Genomic DNA, 17,524 nt, shown 5'->3' with positions numbered 1-17,524 from the left:
TTTCCTCTCTCTTACCTGTTCCTCAGTGTCTTACGACTTTAAATGGTTTCTAAACGCTTCTGCCGCTGCTCCTTTGCTTTGCAATCTGTTCTTCCTGCTTCTCATCAAGTTCATCTATATACTTTCGCATAAAGTCGAGAAGCTCTTGCTTTTGCGGCTGCAAATCCACAAAAAAGGAAAAGGGCGTTGTGTTCGGTGCCGCAAAAATTGCGATCTCATGTTCCAGGCGTTCCAGCATCGTGATGAATTCCAATACGAGCTCCCGCTCTCCCGCTTCCTGGAAAATGCCGCTTTCACGGTCTTCGTACAATTTTGTCCCCCGCAGTATCGATACGGAATTCAAATACATCAGATACGGATTCAGCTGATTCAGCAGATGTGCCGTCTTTTTTGCAGATTCTTCACATTTTCCTCTGCCCGCCAGACCGCCCAGAAAAATCAGCCGATAATCAATCCCCGCTTCCTCTAATTTTTTACAGCCTGACAGGACATCCGCTGATGTGTATCCTTTATTTACGTATGCAAGCGCCTCATCATCGCCCGTCTCAAAGCCTACAACCAAATCCTCGAATCCACACGTTCTCAGCAGTCTCATCTCTTCCACACTCTTTCGTGTAAGATCCGTGACTCTGGCGTAAGCAGATATGCGGCTTTCCGGAAAATATGTTTTGATCAGCCTGCCGATTGTGGCCAGTCTTTCTGTGCCGAGCGCATATGGATTGCCTCCGTTGGCCCAGATTTTTTTCGCCGCGGGGTATCTTCGGCTCGCCTCGATCAAATCCTCTTCAATCTGCTGCATTGATGCGACAGAAAAGGGATATCCTTCATAAAAATTACAAAAACTGCATTGATTGTGAGTACAGCCTACGGTCACTTCAATAAAAATACTGTCTGCATCTGTCTGCGGCCGTACGATCGGTCCATTGTAATGCATAGCGTCTCCTCTTAGTTATAAAATTCCGGTTTTTCCGGAAGGACGATTTCCTTTGATGTTCCGCCTTCCTCGCGGCACTGTCCCAATATATTGGATGTCACACAGGCCACATAGCCGTCCCATGCGGAGGCGCCGACGAGCGGCTGCGCATTTTTCACGCGGTCAACCCAGTCCTGCATCTCAATGTTGTATGCCTCAACAAACCGTGTTTCCCATCCCGGCATGATGCCTGTCACGCGGCTGCAATCCGTCTTCGTGATCACTCCTGGCGGATCCGGCAGCTTTGCCGTCCCCAGATCACCCACAACTTCACACTGAATATCATATCCGTATCCGGAACTCTGACTGATCTCCACGTCAATACAGATCCCTTGCTTCGTTCTCAGCATCATGATCTGCGGATCCTGCAGTCCCTCTTTGGCCGAAATGCGGCTCTGCCGCGGAAGAACGACCTGCCCTGATACATACTCGTCATCCAGAAGCCAGCGCAGAACATCGATTTCATGAACGCCGGAGTTTTTGATGGACATCTCCGATGTCATCGTCGCCGCATGGGTCATATTTCTGTGACACGCATGGACGATCAGGGGCTGACCGATTTTTCCTTCCTCGATCGTTTTCTTCAGTTCCGTATAGCCCGGATCATAGCGGCGCATAAACCCGACCTGAACGATTTTTCTGCCGAATGCCTGCTCCGCCGCAAGAATCTTCTCACACTCTGCAGCCTCCGTTGCCAGCGGCTTCTCGCAGAACACATATTTGCCGGCCTTGATACTTGCCAGTACATACTGCGCATGAGCCGGATCCCATGTAGTGACCACCACCGCCTGAACTTCGGGGCTGTTGATCAGTTCTTCGCCGTCCGCATAAAATTTTGCGCCGTACTGCTCGGCAACCCTGCGTCCGACTTCCTGATTTACTTCGGAAACAGCAACCACTTTACAGCCGGTGATCCGTTCATGAAAACGTTTGACATGATCTCTGCCGATCGCGCCGAGTCCCACTACTCCAATTGCTAATTCCATATCTTCTCCTTTCCTGCTGTCCGTTACGATTCCCCGGGGAGTCCCCATGGATACAGTATGACTTCCAGCGCCGTTCCGTTTCGCATCGCTTCCAGTCCCTCGTCAAACTGATCAAATGTCAGTTTATGGGTAATCATATATTCGAAATCCAGCATTCCGCTGTTCAGTCCGTTGGCAACCGCCTGAAGAACGTTATTTCCGATGAAGCTGCCGATCACATTCACTCCCTTACGCGCGATGATGTGCTGGCTGATGCTCTGATACTCATTCTCGCTCAATCCTTCCACGAGCACCGTTCCTCCCGGCCTGCAGCAATCAACACACGGACCGATCATGGTGCCGACACACTCAATCACCAGGTCTGCACCGAGCGGCATCTCCTCATGCACCGCTGTCAGCAGGTCTTCTTCCCGTGTATTGATGATGCGGTGTGCACCGCTCATTTCCAGATACTTTCTGCGGGACGGGGATCTTCCGGTCACAAGAACCTTACCGGCTCCCATCTGCTTGCATAGCTTTACAAAATACATTCCGATCGGACCGCCGCCGACGATCACCACATTGTCCCCCGGCATCATCCTTACTTTCTTCAATCCGCCGAATGCCACATTCAGCGGCTCTGCAAAGATTGCCCGCTCAATGGGCACATCTTTGCTGATCTTTGCCAGGTTACTGTCCGGCGCCACACAGTACTGTGCGAACGTTCCGTCAATCTCCATACCGATAGACTTCATATTCGGACAGACATTGTAGTCTCCGAGCCTGCAGATCTCACACGTCCCACAGGCGATATTGTTGTCCATGATCACGCGGTCGCCAGCCCCAAATTCTGTCACTTCACTGCCGCATTCCACGACCTCGCCCACCATCTCGTGACCGATAATAGTTCCCAGCGTCGCCGGATACAGCGGCGGTGTTGCCAGAATATGTACGTCTGTACCGCAGATGCTTGTGGCAAGTATCCTGATCAGCACATCGTGATTCTTTTCAATTTTCGGAATCGGTCTTTCCACATGCGCATATTTGCCGGTGCCGATAAAAGCAATCCCTTTCATCATTCCTTCTTTCATGGTCATCTTCCTCTCCGATCAGTCATTCCCGGGCAGCCCGTTAGGATAGATCAATACACGGCACGCCTTCTTGTTCCTCATCAGCTCGATTCCTTTATGAATGTCTTCCAGTGTAAACCTGTGGGTGATAAATTTCTCAAGCCCGAGTTCTTCATTTTGAAGCAGTTCCAGAGCTCCCGGGAAATCCTTGCCCAGTGCACCGACGATCATGATCTCATCCAGTACGACTGCGCCCGGTGCGATTTCAGAACGGGCGTTGTTGTCCAGTCCAAAGAGAAGGATACGTCCCTGCGGGTTGATCAGTTTCATTGCCTCCGGAAGAACAGCGCCTCTCCCCACCGCATCGATAATCACGTCTGCCTTGAACGGCCAGTTTGCCTTTACAACATCCTCAATATTTTCTTTTTCTACATCCACAACGATATCGGCGCCGCATGCTTTTGCCTCAGCCACACGATCTTCACCTTTTGCCGTCATGATGAGATTTTTTACGCCGAATGCTTTCAGTGTGCGCAGGAATGTCAGGCCAATGGGACCCGCACCGTAGAGAATCACATAATCCATCGGTATCGGATTTACTTTTCTGAGCGAACTGACAACACATGCCAGCGGTTCTGTCTGTGCCGCAAGATCCGGGCTGACGCCGTCTGCCACATGATAGAGCTGCTTGGCGCTTGTCCGCGCATATTCTGCAAATCCGCCGTCCGCGAGCTGTCCGTAATGGTCTGAGTTGGAACAGAGATCACCTCTTCCATGGGTGCACTCATAGCAGCTCCCGCAGCGGACACGCGGGTTGACAGCCACTCTGTCGCCAACCGCAAACCCTGTTACCTCATCACCGACTTCGGCGACCACGCCGCTGAACTCATGTCCGTAAATGATGCCGGGCTTCATATACTGTCCCGGAGGCACTGCCAGTCCATGGATATCGCTGCCGCAGATGCTGGCCGCCTCCACTTTAATAATCACATCGTCCGGCTTTACGATCTTCGGCGCCGGAATATCCTTCACGGTAAGGACACCTTCGCCCTCAAATATTGCTGCTTTCATATCATATCCTCCTTAATATTCAAAAATTTCTGCCAGCTGATCAACGTAGCGGACGTCTTCTTCCTCTCCGCCCTTGATGCCGGTAACATCAATGAACTCAAAGTCAGCGCCCATGCAGCCGCCAAGCGTCCTGGTGATCAATCCGGTATCTCCCATCGCACAGATAATGATCGGCATATCCAGTTCCTCTTCTCTGAGCTTTTTCGTCACGACAGATGTCCGGACTGCATCGTCGTAATTCGTCGCCATCAAATAGAATTTCGGAAGATCTGCGCCTTTTTCCACACATTCTCTGAAAGTTGCCGCAATCTCCTCATTGCCCGGCGTCTCTGTCCATTTATGCTGCGATACAACAAATTTTGTATCTGATTTCACGCAGGCATCTTTGAGTGTGTTGATATAATCGATGTCATTGTCGATCTCACAGTCACAGTATTCAACCAATCCTGTACCTACCAGTGCGCAGGCCATTTTTAAACGAAGCGCATCCGGATACCATGTTTTTCCACCCTCTTTCTTGACACGGAATGTCATGAGCATCGGAACATCCGGCAGGATTTCTTTGATCTCTTTCAGAGTATTTTTCCAGTAGTCTTCTGTAAATTTGCTGCTGTCCATCGGCAGACAGTAATCCACGCGCCATTCGACCATCTCCGGGTTGTAACGCGCCACATTTCTTGCCGCTTCCAGAATATCGTTCTTCGTCCTCTCTTTCAGCATGAAACAACGGATGAAACGTTTGCCTCCCATGACGTGTTTCTCACCCATGTTGAACTGAACTTTGCTCTGTATTTTCTCGCAGCCGCCGTAAATCTCATGCATCGCCTGATACTGTGCATAGCTTTCGAACAGGCCGCTTTCCGGTTCGGCGAGATGATAGAAACCGAAGTTATTTCCGCATCGCTCCGACAAGATACGTGTCTGGAATCCGACTTCTCCCATCGGAAATATACAAGCCGGCACGCTGATAAGATTGTCCGCCGCGATTTTCTTTGCCGCATAGCCCAGCACGATCACATCGGGGTCATTTTTCGTCATATACGCAAGGTAAACCATGTCTGCACCTTTCGTCTCTGCTGCTTTTGCCGTATGTATGATCTCATCTTCCGACGCAATTCCGTCAAAATTGATATAAGAAAGCATCAATTTCACGCCGCTTTCAACCGTAATCTTCTTCATTGCCGCAACATATGTCTCAGATGCGAATGCCTCCGCACCGATGATATCAACGATACCTGCCTTTGCGGCTTCTTCTGCCGCTTTCAACTTCTCATCATCCGATGCTGCCGCGTCGCAGCCTGTTGTATCCAGGTTAAGGATCACCGCCTGCCCTGCCATGTCATCTTTACATTCTTTCAAAACAACAAGCGCGTCACTGATGTTTGCAAGATTTCCGACTTGAATCTCAATACCGGCTTCTCCCAACGCCGCCGCCTCTTTCATCTGACATCTCATGTCTTCAGCACTTGACGGTGCGATTGCTATAAATCTTGTGTAGTCACTACCACCTACCACTGCGTTTTTTACCCGTACCGTTTTCTTTGTCAAAATCATTTTTATGCTCCTTTCTGTTCGATTCATTCGGTAATCAAAATTTGATATCCGGATGAATTCATCCGAGAAATACATTATTCATTCTTATGTATTTCTCCATTTGTTTGGTTATAGTATGAATATACACCAATTCATTCTATTTTTCAAGTACATTTTTTACTTTCATGCGCTTTTTGTATTTTATACGCCGAAAATGATTCTATTTTGTGCAAAAGATTCTATTTTTACGTGAACGAATACCATGAAAACTAATATGCCTTTGCTGCTCTTCTCTGTTTCACGATATCGATCAATACCGCCGCCAGCAATACAAGCCCCGTAATGATCTGCTGCCAGTTTGCATTCAGACCGACAAATGGCAGACCTACCTTCAGCACCAGAATAACGCAGGTGCCGACGAATATACCGGGAATCGTCCCGTATCCGCCTGCCGCCGATACGCCGCCGACAATCGCGCCGCCGATGGCATCCATCTCCATACCGGCTCCCTGTCCCGGCTGAATGGTAGGCGTGGCAGCCGCGTACGCCAGAGCAGCAACACCGGTGAATAATCCGCAGACTGTATAGACCAATACATGGTAGAGCCTGACATTGACACCGGACAGCAGCGTTGCTTCCCGGTTGGATCCGATGGCAATCACATAACGTCCGAATTTTGTACTGTTCAGCACGTAGCGCAGAACAAGCACCAGAATCAAAATCCAGATAAACCCGATCGGAATCAGTGTACCGGCTTCTGTTTTGATTTTGAACATATTATGAAACCATCCGCCCGGCTGAGAAATCATCGGCCACGGAATCGCATAGTTGTTTGCAACAAGAGATCCTGCCCCGCGGGCAATCATGCTGGTACACAGCGTTACCAGAAACGGCGGCAGATTCATAACACCCACCATAATGCCATTGGCAAGACCGAAAATTCCCGCCGCAAGAAGCGTTACCAGCATCCCCTCGATCACCGGCGCCTCAAGAAACTTAATGACAGCGCCGCCGATCGCCGCGTATGCAACCAATCCGGTACCGATGGAAAGATCAACACCGCCTGTGATCAGCGTAAGGCCCACACCGAATGCCATCAGCATATAGAAACTCGCATAGTCAGACATGGTAACCAGCGTTGTATACCGTGCAAACTGCGGATTCAGGGCACTGAATCCCACATACAGCAAAATCAGTATGATAAATACGATAAATTCCTGGCTCGCCGCCAGTTTTTGAAATCTGCTTTTTTTGTTCATAACGCCCCTCCTAAGAAATATTTCTCGTCGCTTTGTCCATGATATTCTCCTGGGTAGCTTCAGAAATATCAATCTCTCCCTTGATCTCACCCTCACACATCACGACAATCCGGTCACTCATACGGAGAATCTCCGTCATTTCCGAGGAAATCATGATAATGGATTTCCCTTCCGCAGCCAGCTGATTCATCAGTTTATAGATCTCATTTTTTGCTCCTACGTCAATCCCCCTCGTCGGCTCGTCGAAAATAAGAATATCGCAGTCACGGGCCAGCCATTTCGCGATAACGACTTTCTGCTGATTGCCTCCGGAGAGATTCACGACCAGTTCCTCTGAATTCGGCGTTTTCGTCGCCAGTCTCTCAATATAATCATCGGAAGCTCTGTTTTCCGCTTTTTTATTAATCAAAAAACCATTCAGGTAGTTTTCAAGACATGCCATCGTTGTATTTTCCGCAACAGATCTTCCTACGACGACGCCGTAGCGCTTTCTGTCTTCCGAAAGATAACCGATTCCATGTCTGACGGCATCCTGCGGAGATTTAATCTCCACTTTTTCACCGCCTATATAAATGCTGCCGCTCTGTTTCGGATCTGCACCGAACAATGCCCGCGCCATCTCCGTGCGGCCCGCACCCATCAGCCCGGAAAATCCCAGTATTTCACCTTGATGCAGCTCAAAATTCACATTTTTTACCATCTTCCCGGCATTCAGATTCTCAACTTTCAGGACCACCGGTGCATCCGCCGGGCAGGCACTCTGCTGTTTCGGGTCTTCATAGATGATGCGCCCCACCATCATGTTGATGATGTCATCCTTCGTACTCTCCTTCGTAATCAGTGTTCCGACATATGTACCGTCACGCATCACCGTCACTCTGTCCGTAATGACCTTAATCTCATCCATGCGATGGGAGATATAGACGATGCCGAGCTGGTCCTTACGCAGATCACGAATAATAGCAAACAAATCTTCAATCTCTTTTTCCGTGAGCGCCGCAGACGGTTCATCAAAAATAATCACCTTCGCTTTATGGGAAATCGCCTTTGCAATTTCACACATCTGCTGTTTTCCCACGGTAAGATCACTCATTTTCGCCGCCGGATCAATGTCGATTTTCAAGCGTTCAAAAAGTTCTCTTGAGTCTTTAATCATCTTTCTGTCATCGACGCCGAATCCTTTTCTCGGTTCGCGGCCAAGAAAAATATTCTGAGCAACCGTCAGATCACCCACCATGTTAAGCTCCTGATGCACGATAATGACGCCTGCATTCTGTGCTTCTCTCGCGCTGCGAAATTCAATCTCTTTTCCTTCATACACGATAGAACCGGAATCTTTCGTATAAATTCCTGTCAGAACTTTCATCAGTGTTGATTTACCGGCTCCGTTTTCTCCCATCAGCGCATGCACCTCACCTCGTCTCACGTCGAAGTCAACATGATCCAGGGCATGAACACCGGGAAACGATTTGTCAATTTGTTTCATTTCCAAAATAATTTCGCCCATTCTCTTCTCCTTTACAGTTATCGGTCAATCAGTTCTTTCTGCGCCTTGCGGTAACATCAACGTAAACAGCCGTAATCACGATAATCGCCGTAATGATCAGCTGAATATCCTTGGTAAATTTCATTGCCAGAATGCCTTCCTGAATCAGTGCAATGATCAGCGCCCCGATGACCGTGCCTCCGATGGATGCCAGACCTCCGATCATGGATGTGCCGCCCATCACACATGCGGCAATTGCTTCGTTGTTATACTGGTCGCCGTATCCCGGCTGAACCGTCGAATACGCTGCCGCAAAGAAAATAGCTGCAATGCCTGCCAAAGTACCGCAGATAATAAATGCGATCATCTCCCATTTCTTTGTATTAACGCCCGAAAGGCGGACCGCTTCACGGTTGCTCCCCAGCCCGAGAATGTATCGCCCCGGTCTTGTGTTGTTCAGGATAACCGAACAAATCACCGCTGCAATCAGAAAGATCAGCAGTCCCACCGGGATATCTCCCACCTTCAAAAGGCTGCGGAACCATCCGCCCGGATCCGTACTCTGCGGCCAGCTCACAGTCGTTGTTTTTGTACAGACCGATGCAAGTCCTTTTGCAATGTTCATGGATGCCATAGAAATGATGAACGGGGGCACATCCCAATAAGCAACCATATAACCGTTAAATACACCAAACAGCATTCCTACGAGAATACACATGACCAACGCCCCCGCCATCGGCAGGCCATACTGATTCATCGCATAGCCGGAAACCAGTGCACAGCAGAACATCACGGGTCCGATGCTGAAATCAATACCTCCCGTTGCAATTACGAATGTGACACCCAATGCCAGAAACCCCAGAAAGCACGCATAATTAAGCATACTCATCACATGGGACGGGCCGAAGAAATTAGGAATCAATACACAAAAAACTGCGTATATCAAGACCATAACCAGAAATAACATGATTCTGTTGAACCCCAGCTTCTTAACAATTGGACTTTGTTTCATTTTCCCCATCGTTTAACCTCCTTGTACAATGCTTTTTAGAATGAATAAGAGTACTTTTTATTTTATATTCATTCTATATTTCCCCCGTTTTCAATATCTTCATAGCATGAATATATAACTATTCATACTTATTTTCAAGCAAACTTTGCACTTTTCATACCATTTCTACAAATCACACAATTAAATCCCATCTTTATTGTGCAAATGGTATGCTTTTGTTCATGTTGTATATTGCATCATATCATTTATTTATGGTATGATTTGCAATAATCATATGAGGAGGAATGTGCGAATGCAGAAAAAAACCTGGGAAACGGCATATTATCACGAAACAAGGCGCGTGAGCCGAAAAGAACTGTTAGATATCTGACAGCAGTTTGACAACACTTTGACAACACTTTTTCGGTACTTATTTTCTCAAAAACATTAAGAAACCCCCGAAAACTGCGGGTTTCCGCAGCCACGGGGGTTAAAGGGGAGGATAAGTATTTCTTTTTGTCTTTCGTCACTCACCATTGGAGGGGGATTCCAATGTGATTCCTGGTAATCTGCAAAGAAACGTCACGCCGTTGTGATCATCCCTCTGTAGATATTTATAGTATGACCGCAACGGCGTTTCTTATACACTTTATTTTCTTTTTTTTAAATTCTTTCTTTTTTGCCGGTATTTTGCCTTCGTATAGCGTACAGCCTCTTTCTCTTCCTGCTGCTGTACTCTTCTGGCACGCTTTCTTTTTTCGCGGATGTCCTGCCAGAATGTGAACAGAACGTAGAGCAAAACCAGGACTGCCTGCACGGCAAACACAATTTTCCCCGTCCATTTTTCAGGAATTCTCATATACTCATCCCTCTTTCATTCGCCGGCCATCAGCATGGGCGGCCGCAGCAGCAGTTGCAGAACAGATTGACGGCAAGACACTGCCAGCAGCAGTTACCCATTCCCGCCTGAGGGCGCTCATATCCGTAACCGGTGCCCATGTTCTCATACCACTGACTTCCGGACTGCAACTGATTGACCAGCATCTGATATTTCATGTTGTCAGGATCCCTGCGCAGGGCTTCCCTTGCATCTTCCAGCGCGCTCACGTTGTTTCCGAGCCCGGCGTTCGCAACGGCATGAAGGTAATACCAGTCGCCGCTGCGTCCCGCGATACCGTTCAGTACATTCATGGCTTCGCGAAAATGCTGGCTGTTGATGTAATTGGCCGCCGCCTGCATCTTGAGCGTCTCCTCATCGCTGCCATACGATGTCTTCTGCGTATCCCTGCCGTACCACGAGTCATAACCGCTGCTGCCTCGTTCCCGCTCATTAAGAATCTGATTGTACGCTTCCTGTACCTGTTTAAATTTTTCTTCCGCCTGTTCCTTGTTCGGATTATTTACATTGGCATCCGGATGATACATGCGGCTTAATTTTCGGTACGCTTTCTTTATATCATCCATGCTGGCATTCGACGGAACTCCCAGCACGCTATATGGATCTAACATCAATGATTCTCCTTGGCTTTTTTCTTCAACATATCATATTTTGTCCAAATACCAGAATACAGGATATTTCGTAAAATGTCCACATTTTCTACAATCGGAAGTTTTTCAAATTCTCTGGCGCATCCGCTCATCATCATGGTCAGGATCTGTTCACTCTCTGCGAGGAAGTCTTCTCGTTCACTCAGCCTGAACCACGGGTTATAATTTCCTGTCTTCTTATCCCTCTCCAAATCATCGTACGCATCCATGAGGTAAATAAACTTGCCCAGATAGAACCCGAGCCTGCGCAGTATCGGCGACCATATATCCTCTTCATATACCAGAATCTCACCGAATAACTCTCCGGTAAGTCCCGCCCCCAGATCCAGATTCTGACTGTTTTTCCGTTCGCATTCTCCCAGACACTTCATATAGCGGCGGACTGCCCGTGCCTGACGCGGATATTCGCTGCAGACTTTCCTGAATTCAGAACGTACCAGTTTTGCTACCGTATATGGAATCAGTTTTTTTTCATCCAGCCAGTCATCCATCAGATTATAATAGCAAAGCAGCAGATTCATATCCGCTGCATAGCTTGTATAGGCGCTGCGAAGACACCAGTGTCTTTTCACCGGATGCACGATACACCTGCACTGTTCATCTTTCATCGGCCCTTCATACAGCCCGGCGAGAAGCACTGACAGAAATGTCATATCATACGTCAGCGTAGACTGCGCCGCCATGCCGTGCCGGTCCTTCAGGTCCTGACAGACTCCGCAGTAGTACGCCTGGTATCTCTTCACATCTTTGATTTTCAATTCGTCTTTATTGATCGTGACATATCCAAACATCGTTTTCTTTTAATTTCCATTCTGTACTATGTACGTTTGATGAATTCCGCATGGCATTTCGGACAGCGGATGGAAATCTTTCCTTTCCCCTTCGGAACCCGGACTTTCTGTTTACAGGCCGGACATTTAAAATACCGGTGGTCCTTATCCTGACCCTGACTTTTAAATGCCGTGAACCTGCCGAGTATCTTATGCTGTAAATTCAGAAATTTTCGGTCTTCCTCATAACGTCTGGAAACATTTTTTGAAAATATCCGGAAGTACGCATAGATCAGAGCAGCGATAGCCAGAATGTATACAATCCGATACCGTATGAACATGGATAAGATCAGCAGGATCAGTGATGCATAGACCAACACCCTTCCCAGATGATCCACCCCATACCGTCCGACCATAAAGCGTGCAAATTTGTCTCGTAATTTTCCCATTCTTTCCTCCCATAATGCACTTACTTCATTCTAAATCAGGGATGGGTGAAAGCTTTCTCTCGATCCTTCACTCTTATCCTCCTAATATAGAATACTACTACTGTATTCCTTTTTATGTGTAATATCAACCGGATATTCTATAAATTTTTTATAAAAATCATGAACTTTTGGTGTTCTTTTCGTTTACGGTGATCACTGCCAGGATGACTGCCAGGCAGATCACTCCTACAGCAAGCCCTGCCCACCCGTTTCCTGCGATCCCGGCTGTCAGATAGCCTGCAAAGCAGCACGCTGCTACCAGAAGCGCGTACGGTATCTGCGTGGAAACGTGGTTGATGTGATTGCACTGAGCCCCCGCCGAGGCGAGTATCGTGGTATCTGAGATCGGCGAGATGTGGTCTCCGCAGACTGCCCCTGCCAGAATCGCTGCAACCGTGACAGACAGTGATGAGACATCACCTGTTCCCAGTATCGCAAGTGCGATCGGAATCAGAATACCAAAAGTCCCCCAGGAAGTTCCTGTGGAGAACGCAAGTCCCGTCGCGATCAGGAAGAACAGACACGGAAGCAGAATACCCACCAGCGAACTTCCCGCTACCAGATTCCCTACATATCCGCCGATATTCATGTAATCCGCACTGCAGACTCCCGACAGTGTCCACGCCAGACATAGGATCATGATCGGCGGCGTCATCGAACGGAACCCCTGGACGAAGCTCTCGCAGAATGCTTCAAATGTCAGGATTTTCCTTCCCAGATACAGGACAAAAGTAAAGACCAGTGCAAAGAAAGATCCCAGCACCAGGCTCAGTGATGAGTCACAGTTGGCGAAAGCTGTAACGACATCTGCCCCTTCCAGAATGCCGCCCGTGTAGAGCATCGCGCAGATGCACAGAACGACCAGTACCACGATCGGAAGGATCAGATCTTTCACCTTTCCTCTTCCCATTATCGGCAGCTCATCAGATCCGACTGTCGTCTCCTCTCCGTCAGTCAGTACCTTTTCGTTATATCTCTTCATCGCTGCAAAATCAACCTTCCGAATGATCAGAAACAGCATGAAGATGATCGTGAGCAGTGCATACAGGTTAAACGGTATCGTGCGCAGGAACAGGTTAAACCCGTCAATCCCGCTGTTTTCAGGAAGTGATGAACCTACCGCTGCCGCCCAGCTGGAGATCGGTGCGATGATGCAGATCGGTGCTGCGGTGGCATCGATGATATACGCAAGTTTTGCCCGGCTGATCTTGTATTTATCCGTCACCGGACGCATTACGGTACCAACTGTGAGGCAGTTAAAATAGTCATCCACAAAGATAAGCATCCCGAGAGCCGTAGTTGCAAGAAGCGCTCCGCGCTCTCCTTTTATCCTTGCAGTCGCCCATTCTCCATATGCTTTCGATGCACCTGATTTCGTGATCAATGCGACCAGGATCCCCAGAAGCACAAGGAATATCAGGATGTTGACATTGTCTCCGATCTTCATTCCCATGATTTCGACTGTTGTCTCCACCGCTGTCAGCACATGAAACTGTGTGAAAAGCAGTGAACCTGTCAGAATTCCAACCAGTAGCGAGAGGTAGACCTCTTTTGTGATAAGTGCGAGTGCTATTGCCACGATCGGCGGCAATAATGACCATATTGTTGCTGACATTTGTATCCCCCTTCATTTTTCTTATGTATCGTTCAGACGGCGCATGTTCCTGTCGTCCTAACTGTTGCTTTTTATTATAGCATACCCTGAAATGACTATGCAATTACATAAGAAAGATGTATAATAAGAATTATTGTAATAGTTCAGGACGGCGAGGAAATTGGTGCAAAAAGCTGCGTCAAGCTTGCTTGTAAGTCGCTTTTACGCACCAATTTCCACATCGGATGAACATCCGATGCTTCTTGACCGGATTTTTCGGTCAAGAAGATGCGCCGTCCTGAACAGTTACGAATTATTGTATTTTCTGAAGGAGGATAATCTGTATGAAACGAATTCTCGCGGTTATCGGAGTCGTCCTGATTCTGTCCATGTACGGGGCTACCATGTTCTTTGCAGTCACAGACAGTCCGGACTCTGCCGGATGGTTTAAGGCTTCTGTCTTCTGTACGGTCGCCGTTCCGGTACTGCTGTATGCGTATACCCTGGTCTACCGCTATCTGAAAAACAACAGAGACAGCTCTGATAAAAAGGAACACGGCGAATAACTGCTACCCGACGGCGGGGGTGAGGCTTCCGCCGCCTGGCAGCGTGATTGTACTGCCGTCCAGCCATTCATTTCCATCTGCCGACGCATCATAGTAAATCGTATGTCCGTTTGACTCAATATTGGATAATGACGTGTCGCCGTCTGTGATGACCGTCACATACGAATCACCCGCTACATTCCAGGTGCTTCCCGTATCCATGGAAATCTGTACATTCCCCGTATGATCAGCATCGATGCTTCCGGCGAATCTTGTACTGCCACTGAGTTTCATGCTGACCGTACTGATTTCATCACATAATACGCTCCCGTTCAGGACCTGATTCGCCGCCGTAAATGTCAGATTTCCGCCGTTGTTTCCCGGCGTTCCCCAGTTATTGGTCTCATTTCCGGACGCGCTGATCAATACACCTGAGCTGTAATTCAGACTCACATTGTTCAGGTCAACCCGCGCCTCGGTGTTAGTCACATAAAACATCGGACCGTCAGAGGTTGTCGTGATCGCACTGTCTTTTGCAGACAGCACACTGGTCCCCTCTGCCGCGTCTCCGGAAGTACTCTGGTAAAGCATCACGCCGTTCTCCCCTGCCCCGCTCAGATCACACCCCTCGATCGTTATGGAATTCTTTCCCTCGATCACCATCGTCTGCGCTCCGGCTGCCTTCCCGGTAATATTCTCTGCACTGATATCGCCCGTGGAATAGATACACGGAGAGCCCTCCCCTGATGTACTGACGGTTCCATTACTCGCCTTTATCGTTCCCTCACCCCGGTCTGTTGCCAGCGCTGCAGAGTGAGCGCCCTCCGTTGTGATATCGATATTCTCAGCAGTTACCGATCCTCCATATGTCGCATCCAGTCCCCTAGATGAATCCGCCGTTGTATGGATCGTTATGTGGTCGGCCCTGACCACCGCATTGCTGCCGGTCGCAAATACTGCATTGGCACCCTTCGCATCGGACGTGATCTCAGTATCACTGAGGGCGATCGCGCTGTCTGCCGTCGCCGCTGCCACAGCGTTGACGGCATAAAAATTGCTCTCATCCTCGCTTGTCGTATCTCCGGTTTTACCGAGCTTTGCTCCGCTCATCGTCAGGTTTCCGCCATTTGTCACAAGCACGGTGTTTTCGTTCGCATCTTCAGAGTCATACGTCTGATCCTCTGAGGACGCATCCTCACCGTCGACAGTATAGACGCCTGCCAGCGGAATGCTTCCCGTCGATGAACTGTTCAGCGCCTGGCCCATTCCCTGACCCAGATCATCTGAACGAACCGTGACCTTAACCGCATTGCCATCCGCGTCCAGAGTAATGGCAACCGTATCGCCCTCCCTGATATCCTCCCATGTAATTTCATCTTCGGGTTTTTCTCCTGCCGGGGGTTCTCCCGGAACTTCCCCATCGTTCGGTTTTTCTCCTGCATCATCCGGCATCCCATCTCCTTCTGGTTTTTCAGGTGCTGTTTTCTCATCCGCTTTGCCAGGTCCCTGGCTTCTCACGACCTGTGTATCTTCTGTGATCAAAACGGTCTTCTCTTCTCCGGAACCTTTTTCTTCTCCTGCAGACGATGGGTTCGTCAGTATAACCGTTATACTCTTTTCATCTGTCGATTTGACTTCACCCGTGATGCTCTCTTCCTGTGCATGTTCTTCCGTCTGAGCCGTCTGTTTTCCCTCTTCTGTATTATTTGAACATCCTGTCACTGCAATTCCCAGCATCATGCCGAGAATGAGCGCCGCATATTTTTTCTTCATCTTCCAATATCCTTTCCACATGATTCTATTCCTGATTATGGCAGGATATTGTGTTATTTATATGAATTTTCCATGGTAAATTTGTCAAATATCACTAACGTAAAACAGGGCCGACGCCGCACATCGAGTGATGTACAGCAGCAGCCCTGTAAAATTCAATTATTATTTTAACGGTAAATGATATCATTTCTTCCCGGTCCGTTGGAGATCATGGTAATCGGAAATTCGATTTTTTCTTCGACAAACTCAATATATTTCCGGCAGTTTTCCGGAAGATCCTCATATTTTCTGATGCCGCGGATATCACAGTTCCATCCCGGAAGTACTTCCATCACCGGTTTTGCCTTCTGAAGCTTAGAGGTCGTCGGGAAATCCATCGTTACTTCCCCGTCTATCTCATAGCCGACACATACCGGGATCTCCTCCAGGTATCCGAGAACATCAAGCACTGTGAAAGCCACATCCGTGGTACCCTGGATCCTGCAGCCATATTTGGATGCAACGCAGTCAAACCAGCCCATACGCCTCGGACGCCCTGTCGTAGCGCCGTACTCTCCGCCGTCGCCTCCCCGTCTTCTGAGTTCATCCGCCTCTTCCCCGAATATCTCGGAGACAAACGCACCTGCGCCTACAGCGCTTGAATATGCCTTGCAAACGGTAATAATCTTTTTGATCTCATAGGGGGGAATCCCTGCGCCGATCGCGCCGTACGCCGCGAGTGTGGAGGAAGATGTCACCATCGGATAGATGCCGTGGTCCGGATCTTTCAGTGAACCGAGCTGTCCTTCCAGCAGAATCTCTTTTCCCTCTTTGATCGCATTCCACAAAAATGCCGACACATCACAGACATACGGTGCGATCATCTCTTTATAGTTCATGAGCTCCTCAAAAATATCCTCCGGCCTGATCGGGTCCTTATGATACAGATGTTCCAGAACGACATTCTTGGTCTCGCAGATACGCTCCACCTTTTCCCGGAGTGCATTCTCGTCAAACAGTTCACTCACCTGAAACCCGATCTTCGCATATTTATCCGAATAGAACGGTGCGATCCCCGATTTCGTGGATCCGAAAGATTTCCCCGCCAGACGCTCTTCTTCGTACTGGTCAAACAGAATATGGTAGGACATCACCATCTGCACACGGTCAGAAACTTTGATTTTCGGCATCGGAACCCCCTGGTCCACAATCCCCTTGATCTCCTCCATCAATGTCGGAATATTCAATGCCACGCCGTTTCCGATGACGCTCGTTGTGTGATCATAGAATACCCCGGATGGCAAAGTATGCAGTGCAAATTTGCCGTAATCATTTACAATCGTATGACCTGCATTGGCTCCGCCCTGGAATCTTACGATAATATCAGCTTCTTTCCCCAGCATATCGGTGATCTTGCCTTTTCCCTCGTCACCCCAGTTTGCTCCAACGACAGCTTTAACCATATTCGTTCCCTCCTGA

General features: G+C 48.6%; 16 protein-coding genes. 1 reads left to right on the top strand and 15 read right to left on the bottom strand.

The features are described from left to right. Positions 1-49: 49 nt before the first annotated feature. From NQ502_RS16620 to NQ502_RS16560, 13 genes are all read right to left on the bottom strand, one after another. Positions 50-934, bottom strand: coding sequence for a radical SAM protein (locus NQ502_RS16620; protein WP_049898008.1), 885 nt, complete (start codon positions 932-934; stop codon positions 50-52). Positions 935-945: 11 nt separating this feature from the next. Further along, positions 946-1,959 carry a Gfo/Idh/MocA family protein gene (locus tag NQ502_RS16615; protein ID WP_028527275.1) on the bottom strand — a complete coding sequence of 338 codons (1,014 nt, stop codon included), beginning with the start codon at positions 1,957-1,959 and terminating at the stop codon, positions 946-948. 23 nt (positions 1,960-1,982) lie between these two features. After that, a complete protein-coding gene (locus tag NQ502_RS16610; protein WP_028527276.1) occupies positions 1,983-3,029 on the bottom strand; it encodes a zinc-dependent alcohol dehydrogenase in 1,047 nt (348 codons plus the stop codon). Positions 3,030-3,047: 18 nt separating this feature from the next. Next, positions 3,048-4,079: a zinc-dependent alcohol dehydrogenase gene (locus tag NQ502_RS16605; protein WP_028527277.1), complete on the bottom strand. Its 1,032-nt coding sequence runs from the start codon at positions 4,077-4,079 to the stop codon at positions 3,048-3,050. A 12-nt stretch (positions 4,080-4,091) separates the two neighbouring features. After that, positions 4,092-5,633, bottom strand: a complete 1,542-nt coding sequence (locus NQ502_RS16600) for a type I 3-dehydroquinate dehydratase (RefSeq protein WP_169579902.1) — start codon at positions 5,631-5,633, stop codon at positions 4,092-4,094. A gap of 248 nt (positions 5,634-5,881) precedes the next feature. Next, a complete protein-coding gene (locus NQ502_RS16595) occupies positions 5,882-6,871 on the bottom strand; it encodes an ABC transporter permease (protein WP_028527279.1) in 990 nt (329 codons plus the stop codon). 10 nt (positions 6,872-6,881) lie between these two features. Beyond that, complete coding sequence (locus NQ502_RS16590; protein ID WP_028527280.1) at positions 6,882-8,378, bottom strand: sugar ABC transporter ATP-binding protein; 1,497 nt, start codon at positions 8,376-8,378, stop codon at positions 6,882-6,884. A gap of 28 nt (positions 8,379-8,406) precedes the next feature. After that, complete coding sequence (locus tag NQ502_RS16585; RefSeq protein WP_028527281.1) at positions 8,407-9,378, bottom strand: ABC transporter permease; 972 nt, start codon at positions 9,376-9,378, stop codon at positions 8,407-8,409. A gap of 619 nt (positions 9,379-9,997) precedes the next feature. Further along, positions 9,998-10,207: a hypothetical protein gene (locus tag NQ502_RS16580; protein WP_028527282.1), complete on the bottom strand. Its 210-nt coding sequence runs from the start codon at positions 10,205-10,207 to the stop codon at positions 9,998-10,000. 29 nt (positions 10,208-10,236) lie between these two features. After that, positions 10,237-10,857, bottom strand: coding sequence for a J domain-containing protein (locus NQ502_RS16575; RefSeq protein ID WP_028527283.1), 621 nt, complete (start codon positions 10,855-10,857; stop codon positions 10,237-10,239). Continuing rightward, entirely contained in the window at positions 10,857-11,687 is an 831-nt protein-coding gene (locus NQ502_RS16570) for a DUF5685 family protein (protein WP_028527284.1), read from the bottom strand. Before NQ502_RS16570 ends, NQ502_RS16575 begins: the two co-directional genes overlap by 1 nt. Before the next feature lie 26 nt (positions 11,688-11,713). Next, positions 11,714-12,115 (bottom strand): hypothetical protein, encoded by a 402-nt coding sequence (locus NQ502_RS16565; RefSeq protein WP_028527285.1) that lies wholly within the window; start codon positions 12,113-12,115, stop codon positions 11,714-11,716. Between the two features lie 157 nt (positions 12,116-12,272). After that, the gene (locus NQ502_RS16560; RefSeq protein ID WP_028527286.1) at positions 12,273-13,769 is read right to left on the bottom strand and encodes a Na+/H+ antiporter NhaC family protein; all 1,497 of its coding nucleotides are present in this window, start codon (positions 13,767-13,769) and stop codon (positions 12,273-12,275) included. Between the two features lie 323 nt (positions 13,770-14,092). Between NQ502_RS16560 and NQ502_RS16555 the strand changes: the two genes are divergently transcribed. After that, the gene (locus NQ502_RS16555) at positions 14,093-14,314 is read left to right on the top strand and encodes a hypothetical protein (RefSeq protein ID WP_044982922.1); all 222 of its coding nucleotides are present in this window, start codon (positions 14,093-14,095) and stop codon (positions 14,312-14,314) included. Positions 14,315-14,317: 3 nt separating this feature from the next. Here the strand turns inward: NQ502_RS16555 and NQ502_RS16550 are convergent, their stop codons facing one another. Further along, complete coding sequence (locus tag NQ502_RS16550) at positions 14,318-16,066, bottom strand: ICP22 family protein (protein WP_044982948.1); 1,749 nt, start codon at positions 16,064-16,066, stop codon at positions 14,318-14,320. A gap of 167 nt (positions 16,067-16,233) precedes the next feature. Continuing rightward, on the bottom strand, positions 16,234-17,508 hold the full coding sequence (locus NQ502_RS16545; protein ID WP_028527288.1) for an adenylosuccinate synthase: 1,275 nt from the start codon (positions 17,506-17,508) through the stop codon (positions 16,234-16,236). Between the last annotated feature and the right edge of the window lie 16 nt (positions 17,509-17,524).

Source organism: Ruminococcus gauvreauii (assembly GCF_025151995.1).
GTDB classification, from domain to species: Bacteria; Bacillota; Clostridia; order Lachnospirales; family Lachnospiraceae; genus Ruminococcus_G; species Ruminococcus_G gauvreauii.
Note: the sequence above shows the minus strand (reverse complement) of the source record. Positions and strands in the feature narration are given on the sequence as shown.